This is a genomic window from Metabacillus sp. SLBN-84 (assembly GCF_053629595.1).
In genome coordinates, this window is sequence record NZ_JBRJIP010000001.1 from 1,239,102 (window position 1) to 1,263,174 (window position 24,073).

General features: G+C 45.1%; 23 protein-coding genes and 1 riboswitch. Of the genes, 22 read left to right on the top strand and 1 reads right to left on the bottom strand.

Annotated elements, in window-relative coordinates:
• Window positions 1-8 precede the first annotated feature (8 nt).
• From RKD52_RS06085 to RKD52_RS06140, 12 genes are all read left to right on the top strand, one after another.
• Window positions 9-551: a CvpA family protein gene (locus RKD52_RS06085; RefSeq protein WP_029566831.1), complete on the top strand. Its 543-nt coding sequence runs from the start codon at window positions 9-11 to the stop codon at window positions 549-551.
• A gap of 115 nt (window positions 552-666) precedes the next feature.
• Window positions 667-2,391 carry a DNA polymerase/3'-5' exonuclease PolX gene (polX, locus tag RKD52_RS06090; RefSeq protein ID WP_454099052.1) on the top strand — a complete coding sequence of 575 codons (1,725 nt, stop codon included), beginning with the start codon at window positions 667-669 and terminating at the stop codon, window positions 2,389-2,391.
• Window positions 2,392-2,435: 44 nt separating this feature from the next.
• A complete protein-coding gene (locus RKD52_RS06095) occupies window positions 2,436-4,793 on the top strand; it encodes an endonuclease MutS2 (RefSeq protein ID WP_454099053.1) in 2,358 nt (785 codons plus the stop codon).
• A gap of 17 nt (window positions 4,794-4,810) precedes the next feature.
• A complete protein-coding gene (locus RKD52_RS06100) occupies window positions 4,811-5,215 on the top strand; it encodes a DUF350 domain-containing protein (protein ID WP_029279225.1) in 405 nt (134 codons plus the stop codon).
• A gap of 325 nt (window positions 5,216-5,540) precedes the next feature.
• Complete coding sequence (locus tag RKD52_RS06105) at window positions 5,541-7,229, top strand: AMP-binding protein (protein WP_454099054.1); 1,689 nt, start codon at window positions 5,541-5,543, stop codon at window positions 7,227-7,229.
• Window positions 7,230-7,513: 284 nt separating this feature from the next.
• On the top strand, window positions 7,514-8,098 hold the full coding sequence (locus tag RKD52_RS06110; protein WP_029279229.1) for a TetR/AcrR family transcriptional regulator: 585 nt from the start codon (window positions 7,514-7,516) through the stop codon (window positions 8,096-8,098).
• A 42-nt stretch (window positions 8,099-8,140) separates the two neighbouring features.
• Window positions 8,141-8,914 (top strand): enoyl-CoA hydratase, encoded by a 774-nt coding sequence (locus RKD52_RS06115; RefSeq protein ID WP_454099055.1) that lies wholly within the window; start codon window positions 8,141-8,143, stop codon window positions 8,912-8,914.
• A gap of 72 nt (window positions 8,915-8,986) precedes the next feature.
• Entirely contained in the window at window positions 8,987-9,760 is a 774-nt protein-coding gene (locus RKD52_RS06120; RefSeq protein WP_426866525.1) for an electron transfer flavoprotein subunit beta/FixA family protein, read from the top strand.
• A 56-nt stretch (window positions 9,761-9,816) separates the two neighbouring features.
• Window positions 9,817-10,794 (top strand): electron transfer flavoprotein subunit alpha/FixB family protein, encoded by a 978-nt coding sequence (locus RKD52_RS06125; protein ID WP_454099056.1) that lies wholly within the window; start codon window positions 9,817-9,819, stop codon window positions 10,792-10,794.
• Window positions 10,795-10,959: 165 nt separating this feature from the next.
• Complete coding sequence (trxA, locus tag RKD52_RS06130; RefSeq protein WP_029279237.1) at window positions 10,960-11,274, top strand: thioredoxin; 315 nt, start codon at window positions 10,960-10,962, stop codon at window positions 11,272-11,274.
• 280 nt (window positions 11,275-11,554) lie between these two features.
• Entirely contained in the window at window positions 11,555-13,339 is a 1,785-nt protein-coding gene (uvrC, locus tag RKD52_RS06135; RefSeq protein WP_454099057.1) for an excinuclease ABC subunit UvrC, read from the top strand.
• 74 nt (window positions 13,340-13,413) lie between these two features.
• Window positions 13,414-13,598, top strand: a riboswitch (Lysine riboswitch).
• Window positions 13,599-13,739: 141 nt separating this feature from the next.
• Window positions 13,740-14,981 carry an aspartate kinase gene (locus tag RKD52_RS06140; protein ID WP_454099058.1) on the top strand — a complete coding sequence of 414 codons (1,242 nt, stop codon included), beginning with the start codon at window positions 13,740-13,742 and terminating at the stop codon, window positions 14,979-14,981.
• 49 nt (window positions 14,982-15,030) lie between these two features.
• Here the strand turns inward: RKD52_RS06140 and RKD52_RS06145 are convergent, their stop codons facing one another.
• Complete coding sequence (locus RKD52_RS06145) at window positions 15,031-15,447, bottom strand: YslB family protein (RefSeq protein WP_454101152.1); 417 nt, start codon at window positions 15,445-15,447, stop codon at window positions 15,031-15,033.
• A 345-nt stretch (window positions 15,448-15,792) separates the two neighbouring features.
• Between RKD52_RS06145 and RKD52_RS06150 the strand changes: the two genes are divergently transcribed.
• The 10 genes from RKD52_RS06150 (at window position 15,793) to RKD52_RS06195 (ending at window position 24,069) form a co-directional block, all read left to right on the top strand.
• Window positions 15,793-16,401, top strand: a complete 609-nt coding sequence (locus RKD52_RS06150) for a succinate dehydrogenase cytochrome b558 subunit (protein WP_029279245.1) — start codon at window positions 15,793-15,795, stop codon at window positions 16,399-16,401.
• 30 nt (window positions 16,402-16,431) lie between these two features.
• Window positions 16,432-18,192 carry a succinate dehydrogenase flavoprotein subunit gene (sdhA, locus tag RKD52_RS06155; RefSeq protein ID WP_454099059.1) on the top strand — a complete coding sequence of 587 codons (1,761 nt, stop codon included), beginning with the start codon at window positions 16,432-16,434 and terminating at the stop codon, window positions 18,190-18,192.
• Between the two features lie 3 nt (window positions 18,193-18,195).
• Window positions 18,196-18,960, top strand: a complete 765-nt coding sequence (gene sdhB / locus RKD52_RS06160; protein WP_369734681.1) for a succinate dehydrogenase iron-sulfur subunit — start codon at window positions 18,196-18,198, stop codon at window positions 18,958-18,960.
• Window positions 18,961-19,032: 72 nt separating this feature from the next.
• Entirely contained in the window at window positions 19,033-19,500 is a 468-nt protein-coding gene (locus tag RKD52_RS06165; protein ID WP_369734682.1) for an acyl-CoA thioesterase, read from the top strand.
• Window positions 19,501-19,634: 134 nt separating this feature from the next.
• The gene (gerE, locus tag RKD52_RS06170; RefSeq protein ID WP_029279253.1) at window positions 19,635-19,859 is read left to right on the top strand and encodes a spore germination transcription factor GerE; all 225 of its coding nucleotides are present in this window, start codon (window positions 19,635-19,637) and stop codon (window positions 19,857-19,859) included.
• 188 nt (window positions 19,860-20,047) lie between these two features.
• Window positions 20,048-20,500 (top strand): MarR family winged helix-turn-helix transcriptional regulator, encoded by a 453-nt coding sequence (locus RKD52_RS06175; protein ID WP_454099060.1) that lies wholly within the window; start codon window positions 20,048-20,050, stop codon window positions 20,498-20,500.
• A 9-nt stretch (window positions 20,501-20,509) separates the two neighbouring features.
• Window positions 20,510-21,307, top strand: a complete 798-nt coding sequence (gene racE, locus RKD52_RS06180; protein ID WP_369734684.1) for a glutamate racemase — start codon at window positions 20,510-20,512, stop codon at window positions 21,305-21,307.
• Between the two features lie 157 nt (window positions 21,308-21,464).
• Window positions 21,465-22,550, top strand: coding sequence for a GerMN domain-containing protein (locus RKD52_RS06185; RefSeq protein WP_454099061.1), 1,086 nt, complete (start codon window positions 21,465-21,467; stop codon window positions 22,548-22,550).
• A gap of 167 nt (window positions 22,551-22,717) precedes the next feature.
• Entirely contained in the window at window positions 22,718-23,476 is a 759-nt protein-coding gene (rph, locus tag RKD52_RS06190) for a ribonuclease PH (RefSeq protein ID WP_369734686.1), read from the top strand.
• 5 nt (window positions 23,477-23,481) lie between these two features.
• A complete protein-coding gene (locus RKD52_RS06195) occupies window positions 23,482-24,069 on the top strand; it encodes an XTP/dITP diphosphatase (protein ID WP_454099062.1) in 588 nt (195 codons plus the stop codon).
• Window positions 24,070-24,073 lie beyond the last annotated feature (4 nt).

Sequence of the window (24,073 nt, forward strand, 5' to 3'; positions counted from 1 at the left end):
CACAGTTAATGCTTGATATTGCCCTTTTAATTATCTTAATAATGGGTCTGCTCGTCGGACTGAAACGGGGATTCATTCTTCAGTTCATTCACCTTGCAGGATTCATTATCGCCTACATTGTAGCCTATAAATACTTCGGGGTTCTGGCGCCGAAGCTTGAGCTGTGGGTGCCATACCCGAGCTTTGGGGAAAGCAGCTCCAGTATTTCGTTCTTTACAGGCGGAAACCTTGAGAATGCCTACTACCGCGCTGTAGCATTTGTCATCTTGTTCATCGGAACAAAGATTGTGCTTCAGATTGTCGGATCTATGCTTGATTTTGTTACATACCTTCCTGTATTAAAGCAGCTGAATAAATGGGCCGGTGCCATTCTTGGTTTTCTTGAAGTCTATTTGATTTTATTCATCCTACTGTTTATCGGAGGACTTCTGCCCATCCCTGAAGTACAGTCGGCGATGGGGGATTCGGGAATTGCCAAAGTGATTGTCCACCATACACCGTATTTTTCAGATAAAGTTCAGGAACTGTGGATTCAATACGCACCAAAATAACTTCTCCTCCAATCAGGAGAAGTTTTTTTGGCGCAAGTAGACGATTGTACATTTGCTTCAATTATTTGTATCATTCTAACTAGATGATTTGATCACGTACATGAGGTGAAAAACGTTGACTATACATAAAAAAGATGTCATTAAACTGCTTGAGCTTATTGCTGTTCATATGGAACTTAAAGGAGAAAATCCGTTTAAAACCGCAGCATTCAGAAAAGCGGCAAACGCTCTGGAAACAGACGACCGCAGTCTTTCTGCGATTGAGGATTTTACAAAAATTGCAGGCATCGGAAAAGGGACGGCTGCTGTCATTAAAGAATATATGGAAGCCGGAGAATCAGAAACGCTGAAACAGCTGCAGGAAGAGGTGCCTCAAGGGCTTATCCCGCTGTTAAAACTGCCGGGACTCGGCGGAAAGAAAATAGCGAAGCTGTATAAGGAGCTCGGCGTAACGGACGCTGAATCTCTTAAACAGGCATGTGAAGAAGAAAAAGTGCAGGCGCTGGCAGGCTTCGGCAAGAAAACGGAAGAAAAAATCCTTGATGCCATCAAGGAAATGGGCTCCCGCCCTGAAAGGCTTCCGCTTTCTTTTGTCCTGCCGATTGCAGATGAAATTGAGACATACCTTGAGTCGTGCGGGGAAATTCTGAAATACAGCAGGGCCGGAAGCTTAAGGCGCATGAGAGAAACAGTAAAAGATCTGGACTTTATCATCGCGACAGATCATCCGCAGTTTGTCAGAGAACAGCTCCTTAAGATGCCGAATATTTCTTCCGTCATTTCAAGCGGAGATACGAAGGTATCTGTTGAGCTTTTATATGAATATGAAATTGGCGTCGATTTCCGTTTAGTTACATTGAAGGAATTTGCCTCAACGCTGCATCATTTCACGGGATCAAAAGATCACAATGTGAAAATGCGCCAGCTTGCAAAAGAGCGCGGAGAAAAGATCAGCGAGTACGGAGTTGAAAATACCGAAACAGGCGAAATCAAGACGTTTTCAACGGAAGAAGAGTTTTATGCACATTTTGATTTGCCCCATTTTCCTCCTGAGATACGGGAGGACGGGACAGAGGTTGAAAAATACCGCAAAGATTTAAAGCTGATTTCACTCCAGGATATAAAAGGAGACCTCCATATGCACTCCACATGGAGCGATGGTGCATTTACCATCAGTGAAATGGCGGAAGCGTGCAGGCTCCGGGGCTATCAATATATGGCCATTACAGACCATTCTCAGTATTTGAAGGTTGCAAACGGCCTGACTCCCGAACGGTTAAAAGCACAGCGGGAGGAAATTGATAAGCTGAATGAGCAGTACGCTGATTTTAAGATTCTTGCAGGTGTAGAGATGGATATCTTGCCGGACGGAACGCTTGATTACAGCGACGATGTGCTGGATGGCATGGATTTTGTAATTGCTTCTATCCATTCAAGTTTTTCCCAGCCTCAGGATGTGATTATGAAACGGCTGAAAACTGCGCTGGACCACCACCGTGTCCATATGATTGCACATCCTACAGGGAGACTGATCGGCAAACGCAGCGGATATGAACCTGATGTTGAGATGCTGATTCAGCTTGCAAAAGAGACGGATACGGTTCTTGAGCTGAATGCCAACCCAAACAGGCTGGATCTGAGTGCAGAACACATCAGAAAAGCGCATGAGGCAGGAGTCAAGGTTGCCATTAATACAGACGCCCATAACCTGGACATGCTTGAAGATATGAAAACAGGTGTTTCAACGGCTATTAAAGGCTGGGTGAAAGCTGAAAATGTGATAAATACATGGGACCTTGACAAGCTGCAATCCTTTTTGAAAAAAGAAGGAAGCAGATAAACGCGGACTAAAGGGTCTAAAAGACAGCAAGGAGGCTGTATAACGTGCAGCAGCGAGTGTTGAACGTATTGGAATTTCATAAAGTGAAGGAACAGCTTGTGAAGCATGCGTCGTCATCTTTGGCGAAAGAAAAAGCAGAAAAGCTGGTTCCTTCAACAAATGTAGAAGAAGTGAAAACATGGCAGGAACAAACCGATGAAGCAGCTAAAGTGCTGAGACTTAAAGGCAATGTTCCGCTCGGCGGGCTGACCGATATCCGCAGCAGCATTAAGCGCGCTCAAATCGGCGGCATGCTGAATCCTCATGAACTGACAGAGATTTCGGGTACCCTCTATGCCGGCAAACAGATGAAGCGGTTTATTGAGGATATGATTGAAAGCGGAATTGAACTGCCTCATCTTGACGGGTTTGCTGCCCAAATTGAACCTTTGCAGGAACTCGAGCAGGAAATTTCGCACTGCATTGGAGATAACGGAGAGGTGCTTGACGGTGCAAGCGACACACTGCGGTCGATCCGAACGTCCCTTAGAACAACTGAATCCCGGATAAGAGAGAAACTTGAATCGATGATCAGGTCGTCATCTGCCCAAAAGATGCTTTCTGATGCAATCATTACAATTCGGAACGAACGGTATGTTATTCCGGTCAAGCAGGAATACCGCTCCGCTTACGGCGGGATTGTCCATGACCAGTCATCATCAGGAGCTACGCTTTTCATTGAGCCTCAGGTTATTGTTGATTTGAACAATACGCTTCAGCAGGCGCGGATGAAAGAAAAAATAGAAATTGACCGGATCTTAACAGATCTTTCTCTTAAAGTCGCGGAAGAATCTGAAGCGCTTCTTGTCAATGTTGAAGCTTTAAGCGAAATGGACTTTATGTTTACAAAAGCTGGCTATGCCCAAAAAATCAAAGCATCCAAGCCGGAAATGAACGGCAGCGGAAGAATCAAATTGTTCAAAGCGCGCCATCCTCTTTTAAATCCTGACGAAGTAGTCCCAAACGACATTGAGCTCGGGACAGACTTTTCCACGATTGTTATTACAGGACCAAACACAGGGGGAAAAACCGTCACGCTTAAAACCGTCGGCCTGTTTACGCTGATGGCTCAGTCAGGGCTTCAGATTCCTGCGCTTGACGGTTCAGAGATGGCTGTTTTTGAAAATGTGTATGCCGATATCGGGGACGAGCAGTCGATTGAACAGAGCTTGAGTACGTTTTCTTCCCACATGGTCAACATTGTGGATATTTTAAAACGGGTTGATTCTGAAAGTCTCGTGCTGTTTGATGAGCTTGGTGCAGGAACAGATCCGCAGGAAGGCGCAGCACTTGCGATTTCCATCCTGGATGAAGTTCATCACAGGGGGGCAAGGGTCATCGCAACGACCCATTATCCTGAGCTGAAAGCTTATGGATACAACCGCGAAGGCGTCGTGAACGCAAGTGTCGAGTTTAATGTGGAAACACTGAGCCCGACGTACAAGCTGCTGATTGGTGTGCCGGGACGAAGCAACGCATTTGAAATCTCAAAGCGCCTCGGACTCATGAATTCAGTGATTGAGCGGGCGAAATCCCATATGAGCGAAGACAGCAATGAAGTTGATTCTATGATTGCCTCGCTTGAAGAGAGCAAAAAACGTTCGGACTTTGAGCTTACAGAGGCAGAGCAGCTGAGAAAAGATGCAGAGGATCTGCATGCTGAACTGCAAAAACAAATACTCGAATTTAATGAAGAACGTGATAAACTGTTTGAAAAAGCAGAAAAAAAAGCAGCTGAAAAAGTGGAAGCTGCACAAGCGGAAGCAGAATCGATTATCCGCGAGCTGAGAAGAATGCAGAAAGAACATCGTACGGGCATTAAAGAGCATGAGCTGATCGATGCAAAAAAACGCCTGGAGGAAGCTGTTCCGGAATTTGAAAAGAGCAAAAAACCTGTGAAAACCGCCCCTCAGAAACACCGGTTTGAAGAAGGCGACGAAGTCAAGGTCATCAGCTTTAATCAAAAAGGCCATCTTCTCTCCAAAGTAGGAGAGGGCGAATGGCAGGTTCAGATCGGTATCCTGAAAATGAAAGTGAATGAAAAGGACCTTCAGTACATCAGCAGGCCAAAACCGGTTGAAACAAAGCCGCTTGCTGTGGTTAAGGGTAAGGATTATCACGTATCACTTGAACTTGACCTAAGGGGAGAGCGCTATGAAAATGCCCTCATGAGGGTGGAGAAGTATATGGATGATGCTGTTCTTGCAGGCTACCCGCGGATTTCCATTATCCACGGAAAAGGTACCGGAGCCCTTCGCACCGGAGTACAGGAATACCTGAAAAAACACAGGAACGTGAAAAGCGCGCGCTACGGAGAAGCAGGAGAAGGCGGAACGGGTGTAACGATTGTTGAATTAAAATAGACATTAGGAGATCTTCGATGAATCAATTTTGGGAGAATGAATTCGTTCAAACAGCTGCGTATTACAGCGTGGTCATCTTATGCATTGTTGTCTTTTTGGCGATATTTGAAATTGTGACAAAGTACAACAACTGGGATGAAATTCAAAAAGGGAATCTGGCGGTTGCGATGACAACAGGAGGAAAAATCTTCGGAATAGCAAACGTCTTCCGCTTTTCCATCGGGCAGCATGATTCGCTGTTTGAAATGATCGGCTGGGGGATGTTTGGATTCGTCCTGCTGCTTCTTGGGTATTTTATCTATGAATTTTTAACGCCGAAATTCAGAATCGATGATGAAATCCAAAAGGACAACCGTGCTGTGGGCTTTATCTCAATGGTCATTTCCATCGGATTGTCCTACGTGATCGGCGCAGGGATATAAGGGGAGAAAACAGTGGAAACATTAGCAAAAGTACTTCTTGCCGTATGCGGCCTTTTCATCGCAGTTGGAATTATCTTTCTGGTCTTTTTTGCTTAAATTTGGTTTGTGAAATTGGCTGTAAGCGATTATTTTAGCGGACTTCAGCGGCTGCAGACAAAAGCGCGCCCAAAAACCTGTCCCAGAAGAGAACCCGGATTTCATAACATGAATCCGGGTTTTTTTCATATAGTTAAATTAATAAAAAATATTCTATATTCTGAATATATCTTTGGTATACTTTCTATATAAGCCAAAAGTCATAATGGCAGCAAAGGGAGGAATGAAAATGGAAGTGCAAAAACCATGGCTTCATCTATATCCTGACGAAATACCCCACTACACAGAATTTGACAACCTGCCTCTACAAGCCTATCTTACAAAAGCAGCAGATGAATTTCCGGCAAAAACCGCCATTCACTTCTTAGGAAAGGAGCTTACGTTCAGGGAAGTCCGCGAACAGTCTTTGAAACTTGCAGCCTACCTTCAGGAGCTGGGACTGAAAAAAGATGAGCGCGTTTCAATTATGCTCCCGAACTGCCCTCAGGCAGTCATTGCCTACTACGGCGTCCTTTTTGCCGGAGGAATTGTTGTTCAGACAAATCCGCTGTATATGGAAAGAGAGCTTGAATATCAGCTGAATGACTCTGACGCCAAATATATCATTACGCTCGACCTTCTCTATCCAAGGGTCTCAAAAATGAAAGCGTTAACAGGGCTTGAACACATCATCGCAACAAGCATCAAAGATTATCTTCCATTTCCTAAAAATCTGCTCTATCCGCTCGTGCAGAAAAAACAGAACCAGATTGTCGTCAAAATTGAGCATGGCGGACATACACACCAATTTAAAGAAATTATGAAAAGAGAGAATACAGAAGTAGATGCATTTGAAGTGAATGCAAAAGAGGACGTGGCTCTTCTTCAGTACACTGGCGGCACAACAGGTTTTCCAAAAGGTGTTATGCTGACGCACGAAAATCTGGTGGCCAATACGTCCATGTGCACATCCTGGATGTATCAGTGCAGGCGCGGCGAAGAATCTGTTCTTGGCATCCTGCCATTTTTTCACGTTTACGGAATGACTGCTGTCATGAACCTGTCCATCATGCAGGGATATAAGATGATTCTGCTGCCGAAGTTTGATGCGACGGATACGCTGAAAGCAATCGACAAGCTGAAGCCAACCCTGTTTCCGGGCGCTCCGACTATTTATATCGCCCTGTTGAATCATCCCGATCTTAAAAATTATGACCTTTCTTCCGTTGAGTCCTGCATAAGCGGATCCGCTCCGCTTCCGGTTGAGGTTCAGGAGCAATTTGAACGGGAAACCGGAGGGAAACTTGTAGAGGGATACGGTCTTTCAGAAGCATCTCCCGTTACACATTCCAACTTCCTCTGGTCGCACCGAAAAAAAGGAAGCATCGGAGTGCCGTGGCCAAGTACAGATTCTGTGATCCTCTCATTTGAAACTGGAAAACCGGCCGCATTTAACGAGCTCGGAGAAATTGCTGTCAGAGGTCCTCAGATCATGAAGGGATATTGGAAAAAACCTGAAGAGACGGCTGCTGTGATCAAGGATGGCTGGCTGCTTACAGGTGATATCGGCTATATGGATGAGGAAGGCTATTTTTATATTGTCGACAGAAAGAAAGATATGATTATTGCCGGTGGATTTAATATCTATCCGCGCGAAATTGAAGAAGTGCTTTACGAACATGAAAAAGTGCAGGAAGTGGTCGTCGCAGGCATACCTGACCCGTACAGAGGGGAGACGGTCAAAGCCTACATCGTCCTGAAAGAGGGAGAAGAGGCAACCGAGCAGGAATTTGACGAATTTGCCCGCAAACATATGGCAGCGTATAAAATTCCAAGGATCTATGAATTCCGTCAGGAGCTGCCAAAAACAGCTGTCGGAAAGATTTTGAGGCGCTCTCTTGTTGAAGAGGAAAAAGAAAAGCTGAAAAATGCGAATTGATTCATCATTACTTATTAAGCATTAAGATTCCAGTGTACTGCAGCGGAAGGCTCCAGTCACTCCCCGCAGTAAACCTGGAGCGAAAGGGAACGGGTACATTGCAACAAGCAAGAATGACTTGAAACGGCCCCCCGAGTTGCTGCGGGGGTCTTTTCACGCTATGATGGAGAAACACTTCTATAAGCTTTTGCGGGTTGCATCTTTTTCTTGACAGAAGAGCTTTGTCATTTTATGATGAAAATATGAATGATGATTCATTCATTATTTGAAAGGAAGAATGAACATTGAAGCAAAAACGACCAAAATACCTCCAGATCATTGATGCAGCTGTCATCGTGATTGCCGAAAACGGCTACCATCATGCACAGGTATCAAAGATTGCCAAGCAGGCTGGAGTAGCTGATGGCACAATCTATCTGTATTTTAAAAACAAAGAAGATATCCTTATCTCCCTCTTTCAGGAAAAGATGGGCGTGTTCATCGAAAAAATTCAACAAGAAATAGCAGGAAAAGACACGGCTGCGGAGAAATTATATATGTTGATAGAAAAGCATTTTTCTCTATTGGCAGAAGACCATCACCTGGCTGTTGTGACCCAGCTTGAACTCAGGCAGTCCAATAAGGAGCTTCGCCTGAGAATCAACGAGATACTCAAAGGCTACCTGAATATCCTTGACTCCATTATTCAGACTGGCAAAGATACCTCTGAATTCAGCGAGGATCTCGATGCAAGACTTGCAAGGCAGATGATTTTCGGAACAATTGACGAAACAGTCACAACCTGGGTCATGAACGACCTGAAGTTTGACCTCCCTGCACTTGCAGGAAATGTTCACAAACTCTTAATCAACGGCTGCGGCAGGGTGTAGCGTCACCCTCTGCGCCAACATGCACAAAAGGAGGCCTGCGCTGTGAGTTATTTAAAAGTCAAAGTAGAAGATTATGTTGCGGACGTAACCATACACCAACCTCCCGCAAACGCATTATCGTCCTATGTTTTGAAAGAGCTTTCATCACTGATGGATGGATTTGAATCAAACAAAGAAGTACGAGTTATTGTCATTCACGGAGAAGGACGTTTCTTCTCGGCAGGAGCTGACATTAAGGAATTTACGGCAGTGAAAAACGGCGAAGAATTTTCAGGGCTTGCCGCAAACGGCCAAGAGCTTTTTGAACGAATTGAGACTTTTCCAAAGCCGGTCATCGCTTCCATTCATGGAGCTGCCCTCGGCGGCGGTCTCGAACTCGCAATGAGCTGCCACGTAAGGCTTGTCACTGAAAACGCCAAGCTTGGACTTCCTGAACTGCAGCTCGGCCTGATTCCGGGATTTGCAGGGTCGCAGCGCCTGCCTAAATATGTAGGAGAAGCGAAAGCGCTTGAAATGCTGCTGACGAGCGAACCGATCTCAGGAACGGAAGCGGTGTCATTTGGACTTGCAAACCATGCTTTCCCTGAAGACTCTCTCGCTGAAGAGACAATGAAGCTTGCAAAGAAATTTGCAGCGAAAAGTCCGATAGCCGTTGCGGCAGCCATTGATCTGATCAACGCTTCTAAAACTCTTCCTTACCATGAAAGAGTAAAGAAGGAAGCCGGATATTTCGGCACCGTTTTTGAAAGTGCGGACGCCAAAGAAGGCATAAGTGCTTTTCTTGAGAAAAGACAGCCGCAGTTCAAGGGCGAATAAACGTCACTGATTAAACGTTACATACGTTTTTTCTATACAATTTAAATGCTTAACGTAAATAGGGGGATGGACATGAATATTTATGTAATCATGAAAAAAACGTTTGATACGGAAGAAAAAATAACGCTTCAAAACGGCAAAATCAATGAAGACGGCGCCGAGTTCATTATTAATCCTTACGATGAATATGCGATTGAAGAAGCGATTCAGATCCGCGATGCAAACAGCGGAGAAGTAACAGTTGTGACAATCGGCGGCGAAGAGGCTGAGAAGGAATTGCGCACAGCTCTTGCCATGGGGTGTGACAAGGCTGTTCTTATTAATACGGAAGATGATCTTGAAGACGGAGATCAGTTTACAACGTCAAAAATCCTTGCTGAATATTTCAAAGACAAGGAAGCAGATTTGATTCTCGGCGGAAACGTTGCGATTGACGGCGGTTCAGGCCAGGTAGGTCCTCGTCTAGCAGAACTCCTTGATATTCCTTATGTTACGACAATTACAAAGCTTGAAATCAATGGAAATCAGGCTACCGTTGTCCGCGATGTAGAAGGTGATTCAGAAGTAATCGAAACAGCTCTTCCTTTGCTAGTGACAGCACAGCAGGGACTGAACGAGCCGCGCTACCCTTCTTTGCCTGGAATCATGAAAGCAAAGAAAAAGCCGCTTGAAGAGCTGGAACTGGATGATCTGGATCTAGAGGAAGATGACGTTGAACCTAAAACGAAAACAATCGAAATTTACATGCCGCCAAAGAAAGAAGCAGGAAAAGTACTTCAGGGCGAGCTTGATGCCCAGGTAAAAGAACTGGTATCACTTCTTCGCAACGAAGCGAAAGTCATCTGACAATCTGGACCAGCACGGAATTACTTTCTATCAAACGTATAACAGGGGGACTTATAATGGCACGAAAAGTACTGGTACTCGGAGAAGTACGTGATCAATCACTCCGCAATGTTTCATTTGAAGCAATTGCTGCAGGCAAAACGATTTCAGAAGGCGGGGAAGTAACAGCTGTTCTTTTAGGGGAAAGCGTTGCTTCACTTGCACAGGAAATGATCTACTACGGTGCAGACCGCGTAATTACGGTAGAAGACGCAAAGCTGACAACATATACGCCTGACGGTTATTCACAGGCTCTTCTGGCTGTAATTGAACAGGAAAAACCTGAAGGCCTGATTTTTGGCCATACAGCTCTTGGAAAAGATTTATCGCCCAAAATCGCTGCGAAAATCGGTTCTGGCCTGATCTCTGATGCAACGGATTTAGAAGTGACAGGCGGAAATGCCGTGTTCACACGACCGATCTACTCAGGAAAAGCGTTCGAAAAGAAAATTGTGACAGACGGAACAATTTTTGCTACAATCCGTCCAAATAACATTGCTCCTCTTGAGAAGGATGAATCAAGAAGCGGCGAAGTCTCTTCAGTCTCAGCTGATATCAAGGATCTTCGCACAGTTGTAAAAGAAGTGGTGCGCAAAGCAACTGAAGGCGTTGATCTCTCAGAAGCAAAAGTGATTGTTGCAGGCGGACGCGGAGTGAAAAGCACAGACGGCTTTAATCCTCTTAAAGAGCTTGCGGATGTTCTTGGCGGAGCGGTTGGCGCTTCCCGCGGTGCATGTGATGCGGATTACTGCGATTATTCCCTGCAGATTGGCCAGACAGGAAAAGTTGTCACTCCTGACTTGTACATTGCCTGCGGCATCTCCGGAGCCATTCAGCATTTAGCAGGTATGTCCAACTCAAAAATCATTGTTGCCATCAACAAAGATCCGGAAGCTAATATCTTTAAAGTGGCCGATTACGGTATTGTCGGTGACCTTTTTGAAGTCATACCGCTTCTGACAGAAGAGTTCAAAAAGCTTAAAGTTCATTCTTAAAAGACCATAAAAACACGACCTCGCCCGTCGTGTTTTTATTTTCTCCAGTCCGGATATGTTTTTCATCAGAAAGTTGGGGAAAAGTATAAGTGAGCAAAAAATTCGCAGACCCAATTCTTTAATGCTATACTTCAGTTATTACTCGATTTATAGGAGGAAATTACAATGGCAATTACAAATGCAACAGATCAAACATTCACAGCAGAAACTAGCGAAGGCGTAGTCCTCGTTGACTTTTGGGCTCCATGGTGCGGACCTTGTAAAATGATTGCCCCGGTTCTTGAAGAACTTGATCAGGAAATGGGCGATAAAGTGAAAGTGGTTAAGCTTGATGTTGATGAAAACCAGGAAACAGCAGGCAAATACGGTGTTATGAGCATTCCTACTTTGCTTGTATTCAAAAACGGCGAAGTTGTAGACAAAACGGTTGGCTTCCAGCCTAAAGAAGCTTTGGCTGAACTTCTTAATAAACACGCATAATCGAAAACCTGCCTGAGATCATTCGGCTGGATCTTTCAAACTAAAAACCCAGGCTTACGAGCTTGGGTTTTTAGTTTCTCTTTCAAAAAGGAGAAAGCGCTCCTCTCCGAATCAAAAAATATGTCAATTATTGCTCAGGAAATGATTGCCCCGCTGCATGTAAAGTATGCACGAATTCTCCTCTGACTGCGTCTGCAAATAAGCGTGCATATCTCCGCACGACTCACAGACAGGAAAATGGTACAATATTGGAATAAACCTTATTAATGGAGTGTCCGCAATGGAGCAATTGATAAAAGAAAAGCTGGCCGTTTTGCCGGATCAGCCGGGCTGCTATTTAATGAAGGACCGTTTCGGCACCGTTATATATGTCGGAAAAGCAAAAGTGCTGAAGAATCGTGTCCGTTCTTATTTTACAGGCTCACATGACGGGAAAACGCAGCGCCTTGTGAGTGAAATCAGAGATTTTGAATACATTGTAACCTCTTCAAATATAGAAGCGCTTATCTTAGAGCTGAACCTGATAAAAAAGCATGATCCAAAATACAATATCATGCTGAAGGATGACAAAATTTATCCGTTTATCAAAATCACCGGTGAAAGACATCCGCGGCTGATCGTTACCCGGAATGTTAAGAAGGATAAAGGAAAATACTTCGGGCCATACCCGAACGTACAGGCAGCAAGGGAAACGAAGAAGCTGCTTGACCGTCTCTATCCTTTAAGAAAATGCTCCACACTCCCTGATCGAGTATGCCTTTACTACCATATGGGACAATGCCTTGCACCCTGCGTCTACAATGTGACGCAGGAACAGAACAGGCAGATGGTGGACGAAATGACGCGCTTTCTTAAAGGCGGATTTAAGCAGATTAAAGAGGAACTCTCAAAGAAAATGCTGGCTGCATCAGAGAATCTTGATTTTGAACGTGCAAAAGAATACCGGGACCAGATCGCCCACATCGACGCCACGATGGAAAAGCAAAAGATGACGATGAATGATTTTGTTGACCGTGATGTGTTCGGCTATTCGTTCGACAAGGGGTGGATGTGCGTTCAAGTGTTTTTTGTAAGGCAGGGCAAGCTGATTGAAAGGGATATAGCCATGTTCCCGCTTTATCAGGAACCTGAGGAAGAATTCTTGACCTTCCTCGGCCAGTTTTACTCAAAGAGCAATCATATTCTGCCGAAAGAAATTCTGCTTCCGGACAGCGTTGACGGGGAAATGGCTGCTGAGCTTCTACAGGTTACGGCGACACAGCCTCAGCGGGGGAAGAAAAAGGATCTCGTTCTGCTGGCACATGAAAATGCAAAAATTGCCCTCAAGGAAAAATTCTCGCTGATCGAGCGCGATGAAGAACGAACGATAAAAGCGATTGACCAGCTGGGTGAAAAAATGGGCATTTATACGCCTGCAAGAATTGAAGCCTTTGATAATTCAAACATTCAGGGAACAGATCCGGTATCGGCCATGATTGTTTTCATTGACGGGAAGCCTGCCAAAAAGGAATACAGAAAGTATAAAATTAAAACTGTTAAAGGCCCTGATGATTATGAATCGATGCGGGAAGTTGTCCGCAGACGCTATACGCGCGTCCTGAAAGAAGAACTTCCGCTTCCTGATTTAATTATTATTGACGGGGGGAAAGGCCACCTTGCAGCAGCTCAGGATGTGCTTGAAAATGAGCTTGGCTTGACCATACCTGTAGCAGGCCTTGTAAAGGACGACAAACATCGAACATCCAACCTCATGGTCGGCAGTCCGCCTGAAATTGTGGAACTTGAACGAAACAGCCAGGAGTTTTATCTCCTCCAGCGCATTCAGGATGAGGTTCACAGGTTTGCGATTACTTTCCACAGGCAAACTCGGGGAAAGACCGCCTTTCAATCCATTCTGGATGACATACCTGGCGTTGGAGAAAAACGCAGGAAGGTCCTGCTGAAACATTTCGGGTCTGTGAAAAAAATGAAAGAGGCAAGTGTAGATGACATTATCGCTGCAGGCATGCCTTCAAATACTGCAGAATTAATTTATGAGAAACTGCAGGAAAAAGAAGAAGCATAAAATGTTCTTGCTTTAAGCAGTAAGGTTTGCTAAAATTTTAACTAATTTCATAAATCAGATCGTTTAGTTCGTTAAATGACGGTAGAGGTGCGGACTTCAAGAGTAGCGCGTCAGAGGAAAATGGATTCCTTTGAAGACGCGTGAAAGGGGAGCGCCGCCGAAGCAAAGAAAGAGCCATTTCTTCTCTTTGCTGGTTTTGCGTTTAAGAGACGCAGGATTGTCAAGAAAATGATGTTTTTCTTGGAGCGCTATCTCATTGTATGAATGAAGTTCCATTATTCGTTTATGCAAGCAATGAGATAGAGAATCTCATTGCTTTTTTGCGTTTTCCGGGATTCTCCCTTTTACTTGCTGACGATCAAATTAGACTTTAAATAAGACTTGAAAGGCGAGAGGCGATATGGGTTTAATTGTACAAAAATTCGGAGGCACATCTGTTGGTTCTCCTGAGAAGATCATGAATGCTGCAAACCGTGCAGCTGAAGAAAGACAAAAGGGGAACAGCGTAGTTGTCGTTGTATCGGCAATGGGGAAAACAACCGATCACTTAGTATCACTTTCCGCTGAAATCACTCAAAAGCCGAGCAAGCGCGAAATGGACATGCTTCTTTCTACAGGCGAGCAAGTGACCATTTCTCTTCTGACAATGGCTTTGCAGGCGAAAGGCTATGACGCAGTTTCCTACACAGGCTGGCAGGCCGGGATCAGCACAGAGCACGTCCACGGAAATGCGAGAATTTCCGGAATCGATACAGAGAAAATGGAAAAACGGCTTTCTGAAGGGAAAATCGTCGTTGTTGCCGGATTTCAGGGCTTTGCAGACGGCAGCGAGATTACGACTCTTGGACGCGGTGGCTCTGATACAACCGCAGTTGCATTAGCGGCAGCGCTGAAAGCGGACAAATGCGATATTTATACAGACGTGACGGGTGTATTCACAACCGATCCGCGTTTTGTAAAAGGTGCAAGAAAGCTTGAAGGAATTTCCTATGATGAAATGCTTGAGCTCGCCAACCTTGGAGCGGGTGTCCTGCATCCGCGTGCAGTTGAATTTGCAAAAAATTACGGAGTACCGCTTGAAGTCAGATCCAGCACAGAAGCCGAACGGGGCACGCTTATTGAGGAGGAAACAGATATGGAACAGAATTTGATTGTAAGAGGCATTGCATTTGAAGATCAGGTGTCAAAAGTGACGGTTTGCGGGCTGCAGAACGGATTGTTGGCTCTTTCCACCATTTTCAAAACACTCGCAAGCCACGGAATAAATGTGGATATTATTATTCAAAGTACATCAGACGCACAGATTGCTTCTCTTTCATTCTCCGTAAAAACAGGTGAGGTCGAAGAGACCGTGCACGTTCTTGAAACATATAAAGAGGAGCTCGGATTTGAACGGATCGAATTTGAAAACGGGCTGTCCAAAGTGTCGATCGTGGGGTCCGGAATGGTCTCAAACCCGGGTGTTGCCGCGGAAATGTTCCATGTTCTTGCAAAGGAAGAGATTGAAGTGAAAATGGTCAGCACGTCAGAAATAAAAGTTTCAACGGTAGTCGGCCATGCGGATATGGTGAAAGCGGTAGAAGCGCTTCACGACGCATTTGAATTATCAGAGCAGCCGGCAGGCGTACTTAACGCCAACTGACGGCTTTGATGAAAATGAAAAAAGGACGGGTATCATGAGTACCCGTCCTTTATTCGTTTTCAAACTCCATGTCTTTGTAGTCCCATTTCACAGTAAAGTGAACTTTGTCCGCGCGTTTTTTAACATGCTCATAGGTTTCGGTGATCTGCTTGTTCATGCGCTGCACCTGCTGGGCAATAAAACCTGCTTCAAGCTGGAACGACGGTTCTTTCATCGTTTTAAATCTTGTCTGGATCAGTTCGCTCTGCAGCTGAAATTCCATTTCGTCTTTTTTCTTATGTACAAGTGAAAGGTTTCCAAAGCCTGCGAGCGAAAAGAAAGCAATCAGCTCGTCGATGGAATCTGCCGGATATTTCCGCGCAAGGCTTTTGCCTGCCCAGTACATCATGGAAGCGGACTCGCTCCCCAGAATGTCAGGAATAAGCACTTCTCTAAGGAGTTCATATGCAAACGCAGGCACCTGCATATCTCTGAGCTGTGCCGTGTCAATTTGTTCTTTCGTTTTTTTCACATTCTTCCCCTCTTTCTGATTTTATTATATATCAAGATGCGGCATGAGGCACATGCAATAAAAGTAAATTATCTGCCCGGCCAGCGCCAGATTAGTATTTTAAGAAAATAAAAATTGTTTGAAAACGAGATTTGTCACAAAATTAAAATTTATGAACACGTTTTCTTGACGCTGTAACGCGTGAGGAGTACAATAAATTTGTCACATTTTATCATACAATGTTTATTTTTTTAAAAGATTGCCGGGAATAGGAGAAACATTAAAAAAAAGATTTTAAGATTACTAGGGGGTTATGTTGAGATGGCTGGAAACAGAGAGTATTTGAACCGAAGACTTCATTCCTTGCTTGGAGTGATTCCGGTTGGCGTCTTCTTAATTCAGCATCTTGTTGTAAATAACTTTGCAACAAGAGGAGAAGAAGCATTTAACAATGCTGCACATTTTATGGAAAGCTTGCCGTTTAGAATTGTTCTGGAGACATTTATTATATTCCTCCCGCTTTTATACCATGCAATCTACGGAATTTACATTGCGTTTACAGCAAAAAACAACGTCAGCAAGTTCGGATACTTCCGCAACTGGATGTTCATGCTTCAAAGAATCTCGGGTGTTATTACGCTTATTTTCGTTTCATGGCACGTCTGGGAAACTAGAATTGCAGCTGCCTTTGGAGCAGAAGTGAATTTTGACATGATGGCCTCTATTTTCAGCAATCCATTCATGATTGTTTTCTACGTAGTTGGTGTTGTATCAACAATCTTCCACTTTGCAAACGGCCTGTGGTCATTTGCTGTGAGCTGGGGAATTACAGTCACTCCTAGATCACAACTGATCTCCACTTACGTGACAATCGCACTTTTCCTTGCATTGTCCTACGTTGGAGTAAGCACTATTTTTGCATTTGTTTGATGAGTACTAGAATCAAAGGGAGTGGGCCAGATGAGTAAAGGTAGAATTATTGTCGTCGGAGGCGGTTTGGCAGGCCTGATGGCAACCATCAAAGCAGCAGAATCCGGCGTTCATGTAGATTTATTTTCATTAGTACCAGTTAAGCGCTCTCATTCCGTTTGTGCACAAGGCGGAATCAACGGCGCTGTTAATACAAAAGGAGAAGGCGATTCTCCGTGGGAGCATTTTGATGATACGGTTTACGGCGGGGATTTCCTTGCCAACCAGCCTCCTGTAAAAGCGATGTGCGAAGCGGCTCCGTCAATCATTCACTTGCTTGACCGCATGGGTGTCATGTTCAACCGTACGCCTGAAGGGCTTCTTGACTTCCGCCGTTTTGGAGGAACGCAGCATCACCGCACGGCATTTGCCGGTGCAACGACAGGGCAGCAGCTTCTTTATGCGCTTGATGAGCAGGTCCGCCGCTATGAAGTGGCAGGTCTTGTGACAAAGTACGAGGGCTGGGAATTCCTTGGAGCGGTTGTCGATGACGACGGTGTGTGCCGAGGCATTACCGGACAGGATCTAACAAGCATGGAAATCAAATCATTCCGTTCAGACGCTGTCATCATGGCAACGGGAGGACCTGGAATCATCTTCGGAAAATCAACAAACTCTGTCATCAACACCGGATCAGCAGCTTCCATCGTCTATCAGCAGGGTGTTCACTATGCAAACGGCGAGTTCATTCAGATTCACCCGACAGCTATTCCGGGAGATGACAAGCTTCGCCTGATGAGTGAATCAGCTCGCGGTGAAGGCGGACGCGTCTGGACGTACAAAGACGGGAAGCCATGGTATTTCCTTGAGGAAAAATATCCTGCATACGGAAACCTTGTTCCGCGTGATATCGCAACACGCGAAATCTTCGATGTGTGCGTCTCTCAAAAGCTCGGCATCAATGGCGAGAACATGGTCTATCTGGATCTGTCTCATAAAGATCCGAAAGAGCTTGACATTAAGCTTGGAGGCATCATCGAAATTTATGAAAAATTCATGGGTGATGACCCGCGCAAGCTTCCAATGAAAATCTTCCCTGCTGTTCATTACTCAATGGGCGGTCTGTGGGTTGACTATAACCAGATGACGAATATTCCGGGCTTATTTGCTGCGGGAGAATGTGATTACTCCATGCACGGCGCAAACCGTCTTGGTGCGAACTCCCTTCTTTCAGCCATCTACGGCGGAATGGTGGCAGGACCAAAAGCGGTTGACTATATCAGCGGCTTAGATGCTTCTGCAGAAGATCTTTCATCTTCTGTATATGACGCTCACGTGAAGCAGGAAGAAGAAAAATGGCAGAACATCATGAACCTTGACGGAACGGAAAACGCCTACGTGCTTCATAAAGAGCTTGGCGAATGGATGACAGACAATGTAACGGTTGTCCGGTACAACGACAAGCTTCTGAAAACCGATGAGAAAATCCAAGAGCTGATTGAACGCTATCAGAATATCAATATTAATGATACGGCGAAATGGAGCAACCAGGGTGCTACGTTTACCCGCCAGCTTCAGAACATGCTTCAAATGTCCCGCGTCGTGACATTGGGCGCCTATAACCGCAATGAAAGCCGCGGAGCGCATTATAAGCCTGAATTCCCTGAACGCAATGATGAAGACTTCCTTAAAACGACGATGGCTACGTTTGCCGGTCTGACAGCTGCTCCTAAGTTCCACTACGAAGAAGTGGACGTCAGCTTAATCGAACCGCGCAAACGCGACTACTCGAAGAAGAAAAAGGGGGAATAAGAAATGAACAGTGAAAAGAAAGTAGTTCGTTTTATTATTACTCGCCAAGATCAGCCCGGTGCTGCCCCTTATGATGAAACATTTGAAATTCCTTACCGTCCGAATATGAACGTGATCTCCGCGCTGATGGAGATCAGAAGGAATCCTGTGAATTCTGAGGGAAGAGAAACAACGCCGATCACTTGGGATATGAACTGTCTTGAAGAGGTATGCGGAGCCTGTTCTATGGTTATTAACGGCAAGCCGCGCCAATCATGTACAGCACTTGTCGACCAGCTTGAACAGCCTATCCGCCTTCAGCCGATGAAAACATTCCCTGTTGTGCGCGACCTTCAGGTTGACCGCAGCAGAATGTTTGACTCCCTTAAGAAGGTAAAAGCGTGGATTCCGATTGACGGAACATACGACCTTGGACCTGGCCCGCGTATGCCTGAGAAAAAACGCCAATGGGCATATGAGCTTTCAAAATGCATGACGTGCGGAGTTTGCCTTGAGGCATGCCCGAACGTTAACAGCAATTCTGATTTCATCGGACCGGCTCCTCTTTCACAGGTTCGTTTGTTTAACGCTCATCCAACAGGCTCATTGAACAAATCCGAGCGTCTTGAAGCGATTATGGGTGACGGAGGACTTGCAAACTGCGGAAACTCTCAAAACTGCGTGCAATCATGTCCGAAAGGAATTCCTTTAACGACTTCTATTGCTGCGCTGAACAGAGATACAACGTTCCAGGCATTCCGCAATTTCTTCGGAAGCGATCAAGTCTAAGCAATAAGAATGAAAACACCTCTTTAAATAAGAGGTGTTTTTTACATATCATCAAAGAAAAGAGGAACAGCCATGAACAAAATTCCCTATATCACAATGCCGCTGCAGGAGTGGAAGGATACATTTGCCTTTCATCACCCGCTAAAGGTTCGCTTTTCCGAAACAGATATGTTCGGTCATATGAACAACACGGCACCAATTGCATACTTTGAAGAAGCGCGGATCGAGTTTTTTAAACATGCAGGCCTGATGGAGAACTGGCTGAAAAAGGACGGGGAGCTGATTCCTGTTGTGGCCGACATCCAGTGCGATTACATCAGACAGGTGTTTTTCGATGAGGAGCTCTTGCTGTATGTCAAAGCTGCATCTGTTGGAAATTCGTCTGCCGAGCTCCATTACTGCGCCGTAAATAAAAAAAGGGAAGTCTGCTTTACAGGACGAGGAACCGTTGTGCAGATATCGAAATACAATGGAAAAAGTGTACCATTTCTGAATGCGGAAAAGAAAATGCTCATAGGTTCTGAGGTCTTTGCCACATAAAAAAATAGACACCGAATTTCACGAATCAGCTAAAGTAACAGTCACCGCCAATACAGAGTGCACATACTATATGTTGACTAATCTTATACCCATTCGTTAGACCGGCTCGCACCTAGCAAGGAGGGTTACCATTCTTGAAAGAGAAAGAGTTTCAATCAAAGCCACTACTCACGAAAAGAGAGAGAGAAGTTTTCGAATTATTAGTACAGGATAAAACGACGAAAGAAATAGCGGGCGAGCTCTTCATTAGTGAAAAAACAGTTCGGAACCATATTTCCAATGCGATGCAAAAGCTTGGAGTAAAAGGAAGATCACAGGCAGTTGTTGAGCTTCTTCGTATGGGTGAACTTGAGCTCTAATACGTACCGGCTGACCTTATTTTAGGCTGGCCGGTTATTATTTCTGCCGGGATTTTTTCTTGTAATGACTGTCAGCTAAAATATCAAACTTGCATTTTTGTGTGAAAACATAGAAAATGGATATGATACGCACACTACTAGTGTATATTCTGCTCCGTGCGGTCAGATTGAATGAGTGAGGGTTGCTGATGACAGTTCATAATGATGTATTAAGTGATAAAATGGTGGCTGACCTGGAAAAATCCTTAAGGCATATTTCTGTGATGGTGAAGCAGAGAGGCCGGGAGATCCTGAGTCAATTCCCAATTACACCGCCTCAGTTTGTGGCGCTGCAATGGCTTTCAGAACACGGCGACATGACAGTCGGTGAATTATCCAACAAATTGTACCTAGCATGCAGCACTACGACTGATCTGGTTGACCGGATGGAGAAAAACAAACTTGTCGTGCGCGTGAAAGATCCAAATGACCGCAGAGTGGTAAGAGTGCACCTTCTTGCAGAAGGACAGCGCATTATCGAAGAAGTTATTCATAAGCGGCAACAATACTTAAAAAACGTAATCAGAAATTATGATATGCAGGAAATAATTCAGCTTGAAAGCTCATTGACGAAACTGCACCTAGAAATGAGAGAAGAATGAGGCGATTTTTTGAACAGAGCAATCGGCGTCATTGATTCCGGTGTCGGCGGCCTGACCGTTGCGCGGGAAATTATGAGGCAGCTACCAAATGAAGACATCATCTATTTAGGTGATACAGCAAGATGTCCCTATGGTCCAAGACCGATTGAAGAGGTTCGGGCTTTTACATGGCAAATGACGAATTACCTCGTCTCTAACCATCATATTAAAATGCTTGTGATTGCGTGCAATACGGCAACGGCCATTGCCCTTCAGGAAATTCAGGATGAGCTTGATATCCCTGTTGTCGGCGTTGTGTTCCCGGGTGCCCGCACAGCCATTAAAGTGACTAGGAACAACCGCATCGGCGTCATTGGAACGGTCAATACGGTCGCAAGCGGCGCGTACGAAAAGGCACTGAAGACCATTAAGAAGTCAGTGACGGTTGAAAGCCTTGCCTGTCCTGCGTTTGTTCCGCTTGTTGAAAGCGGGGACTTTGATAATGACTATGCGGTCTCAATTGTAGAGGATTCCCTTTTTCCGCTGAAGGACCATCCGATCGATACACTGATTCTCGGCTGCACGCATTATCCGGTTCTGAAAGACCTGATCGAGAACTATATGGGACCAAGAGTGAAAATTATCAGTTCAGGAGACGAAACAGCCCGTGAGGTAAGTACGATCCTGTCTTATAAGAAAGCATTGAATGAATCGCAGGAAGAAAACCATCACCTCTTCCTGACAACCGGATCGAAGGATCTCTTCCAGCGCATCGCTTCGCAGCTGTTTGAAGAGCCGGTGAAAAATGTTCAGTCCATTGCGCTTTAAACAAGGTAACCGTCAGCATGATGCTGGCGGTTTTTTCTTTTGTAAGCAGTCAACTTCTTCCCTCTCACCCTCTATTAAAAATTTCTTCCTGATTTCGGTCTAATTCAATCTATAGCTCGTATACATAGTAGTACAAACTGCCTTAGGAGGGAAATGTATGTCTCAAAAGAGAAACGTGAAGATTGCTGCTACTGTAATGACTTCAGCGCTGTTATTGTCCGGCTGCGGATTGTTCGGCGGGGAGAAGGCCAAGGAAATCGATCCTCCACAAGACGTATCGTATGTGGATGAAGGAGATAAAGCTGCTGAAGAAACAGTAAATGAGGAAAAAACAACAGCAGAAGAGGAAAAAGGGGAAGAGTCGGGGCAAACGTACTCAAGGCAGTTGTATTTAATTGACAGCAATGGACTTGTCGTAGCCCAGACATTTGATCTGCCAAAGCAGGAAGGCGTAGCAAAGCAGGTGCTTGACTACCTTGTTGAAGGCGGGCCTGTAACAAATATGCTGCCTGATGGATTCAGAGCGGTTATTCCGCAGGATACACAGGTCAGCGTCAATGTGAAAGACGGCGTTGCTTTAGTCGATTTTTCCAAAGAATTTAAAAACTATCAAAAAGAAGATGAGCTGAAGATTCTTCAGTCAATCACATGGACGCTTACTCAGTTTGATTCAGTCAAAACGGTCAAGATTATGATTAACGGCCATGAGCAAAATGAAATGCCTGTCGGGGGCACTCCGATCAGCAGCGAGCTGAGCAGGGCTGACGGCATCAACCTGGATACAGCAGGTGTCATGGATATCACAGATACAAAACCGCTTACGGTTTATTATACAGCGCAGCACGATGACAAGACGTATTATGTGCCTGTCACAACACGCGTGAGCAATGATGAGGAAGATCCGATTGCCGCTGTTGTTAAAAAGCTGACAGAAGGGCCGTCTGCTGATACAGCGCTCCTCAGTGATTTTTCACAAGATGTGAAGCTGCTTGAAGAGCCTAAGCTTGAAGACGGAACGGTCACGCTTAATTTTAACGAATCGATTTACGGAAGTGCGGATGAAGAGAAGAAGATGGTTTCATCTCATATCGTTAATTCACTTGTCCTGTCTCTGACAGAGCAGCCGGGAATTGAAAACGTTGTGCTGACAGTGGACGGCAAGGCAGACCTTGTAAACGAGGACGGCAAAAAGATGACAGAACCTGTTGCGCGTCCAGTGAATGTCAACACAGGTAGTTTTTAATCGGTGATTTTTGATATACTATAAAGTGAAACGAAGAGGTAGTCATTGGCACTGCCTCTTCTTTATTGCCTCCGGACCTTATGTCTTTGAAAGGAAGCCGGGACAAGCCTTATACATATAACGAAAACGCAAATCAATCAGGATCAGGAATGATCGGAGGAATCATAATGAGACATGACGGACGAAAGCAAGATGAAATTAGACGAGTAGAAATAGTGACAGATTATGTGAAGCACCCGGAAGGATCGGTTCTGATCTGTGTGGGAGATACAAAGGTCATCTGCAATGCGAGCATTGAAGACCGTGTGCCGCCGTTTATGCGCGGAGAAGGAAAGGGCTGGATTACAGCAGAATACTCCATGCTGCCGCGCGCAACGGAACAGAGAACCATCAGAGAATCTTCAAAAGGGAAAATTACCGGAAGAACGATGGAAATTCAGCGCCTGATTGGACGGGCTCTCCGTGCAGTGGTAGACCTGGACAAGCTTGGCGAGCGTACAATCTGGATCGACTGTGATGTTATTCAGGCGGACGGCGGTACAAGAACAGCATCCATTACAGGTGCATTTGTGGCCATGACGATTGCTCTTGGAAAGCTTGTATCTGAAAAGAAAATCAGTTCGCTTCCGATTACAGATTTCCTTGCTGCAACTTCTGTCGGCATGGATTCAAAGCTAGGCGAGATTCTCGATTTAAACTATATTGAAGATTCATCGGCTGAAGTGGACATGAATGTCATCATGACAGGCTCAGGACGATTTGTAGAGCTGCAGGGAACAGGCGAAGAGGCAACATTCTCTCGCGAAGAGCTGAATGAACTTTTAAACCTTGCAGAAAAAGGGATTCAGTCTTTGGTTACAATCCAAATGGAAGCGCTGGGTGATTTAGCGCTTAAAATTATGGACCAGAAAAACGGAAAGGGATGAACCTGATGAAGGAAGTCATTATTGCCACAAAAAATGCAGGAAAGCTTCTTGAATTTCAGACGATTCTTTCTGCATACGATTTGACCTGCATCTCGCTGCTTGATTTTGACGATGCACCTGATGTGGAGGAAACGGGTTCGACTTTTGAAGAGAATGCCATTTTAAAAGCGGAGGCAATATCCAGGCTTTACGGAAAAATGGCGATCGCTGACGACTCAGGATTGTCGATTGACTACCTTAACGGAGAGCCGGGTATTTTTTCCGCAAGATATGCAGGCCCGGAAAAAGATGACGCAGCCAATATCCAAAAGGTGCTGGCTGAGCTGAAGAGCGCAGAAAAGGAAGAGCGCACCGCGAGATTCCGCTGCGCACTTGCCCTTGCTGAGCCCGGCCGCAAAACGGTAACGGTTGAAGGATCTGTCGAAGGGTATATAACAGAAGAGCCGGCTGGAGAAAATGGGTTCGGATATGACCCGATTTTTCTCGTCAAGGATAAAGCAAAAACAATGGCCGAGCTGTCGAAAGAAGAAAAAAACAAAATCAGTCACAGGGCAGCGGCTCTAAAGAAGCTGTCAGAGCTGCTTGAAGCCTGATTAC

Bases quoted from the DNA above. Each gene is read 5' to 3' on its own strand.
- RKD52_RS06085 (WP_029566831.1), top strand. From the start codon at position 9: ATGCTTGATATTGCCCTTTTAATTATCTTAATAATGGGTCTGCTCGTC.
- RKD52_RS06100 (WP_029279225.1), top strand. From the start codon at position 4,811: ATGAATCAATTTTGGGAGAATGAATTCGTTCAAACAGCTGCGTATTAC.
- RKD52_RS06105 (WP_454099054.1), top strand. From the start codon at position 5,541: ATGGAAGTGCAAAAACCATGGCTTCATCTATATCCTGACGAAATACCC.
- RKD52_RS06120 (WP_426866525.1), top strand. From the start codon at position 8,987: ATGAATATTTATGTAATCATGAAAAAAACGTTTGATACGGAAGAAAAA.
- RKD52_RS06125 (WP_454099056.1), top strand. From the start codon at position 9,817: ATGGCACGAAAAGTACTGGTACTCGGAGAAGTACGTGATCAATCACTC.
- trxA (WP_029279237.1), top strand. From the start codon at position 10,960: ATGGCAATTACAAATGCAACAGATCAAACATTCACAGCAGAAACTAGC.
- uvrC (WP_454099057.1), top strand. From the start codon at position 11,555: ATGGAGCAATTGATAAAAGAAAAGCTGGCCGTTTTGCCGGATCAGCCG.
- RKD52_RS06140 (WP_454099058.1), top strand. From the start codon at position 13,740: ATGGGTTTAATTGTACAAAAATTCGGAGGCACATCTGTTGGTTCTCCT.
- RKD52_RS06145 (WP_454101152.1), bottom strand. From the start codon at position 15,447: ATGCAGGTGCCTGCGTTTGCATATGAACTCCTTAGAGAAGTGCTTATT.
- RKD52_RS06150 (WP_029279245.1), top strand. From the start codon at position 15,793: ATGGCTGGAAACAGAGAGTATTTGAACCGAAGACTTCATTCCTTGCTT.
- sdhA (WP_454099059.1), top strand. From the start codon at position 16,432: ATGAGTAAAGGTAGAATTATTGTCGTCGGAGGCGGTTTGGCAGGCCTG.
- sdhB (WP_369734681.1), top strand. From the start codon at position 18,196: ATGAACAGTGAAAAGAAAGTAGTTCGTTTTATTATTACTCGCCAAGAT.
- RKD52_RS06165 (WP_369734682.1), top strand. From the start codon at position 19,033: ATGAACAAAATTCCCTATATCACAATGCCGCTGCAGGAGTGGAAGGAT.
- RKD52_RS06175 (WP_454099060.1), top strand. From the start codon at position 20,048: ATGACAGTTCATAATGATGTATTAAGTGATAAAATGGTGGCTGACCTG.
- RKD52_RS06185 (WP_454099061.1), top strand. From the start codon at position 21,465: ATGTCTCAAAAGAGAAACGTGAAGATTGCTGCTACTGTAATGACTTCA.
- rph (WP_369734686.1), top strand. From the start codon at position 22,718: ATGAGACATGACGGACGAAAGCAAGATGAAATTAGACGAGTAGAAATA.
- RKD52_RS06195 (WP_454099062.1), top strand. From the start codon at position 23,482: ATGAAGGAAGTCATTATTGCCACAAAAAATGCAGGAAAGCTTCTTGAA.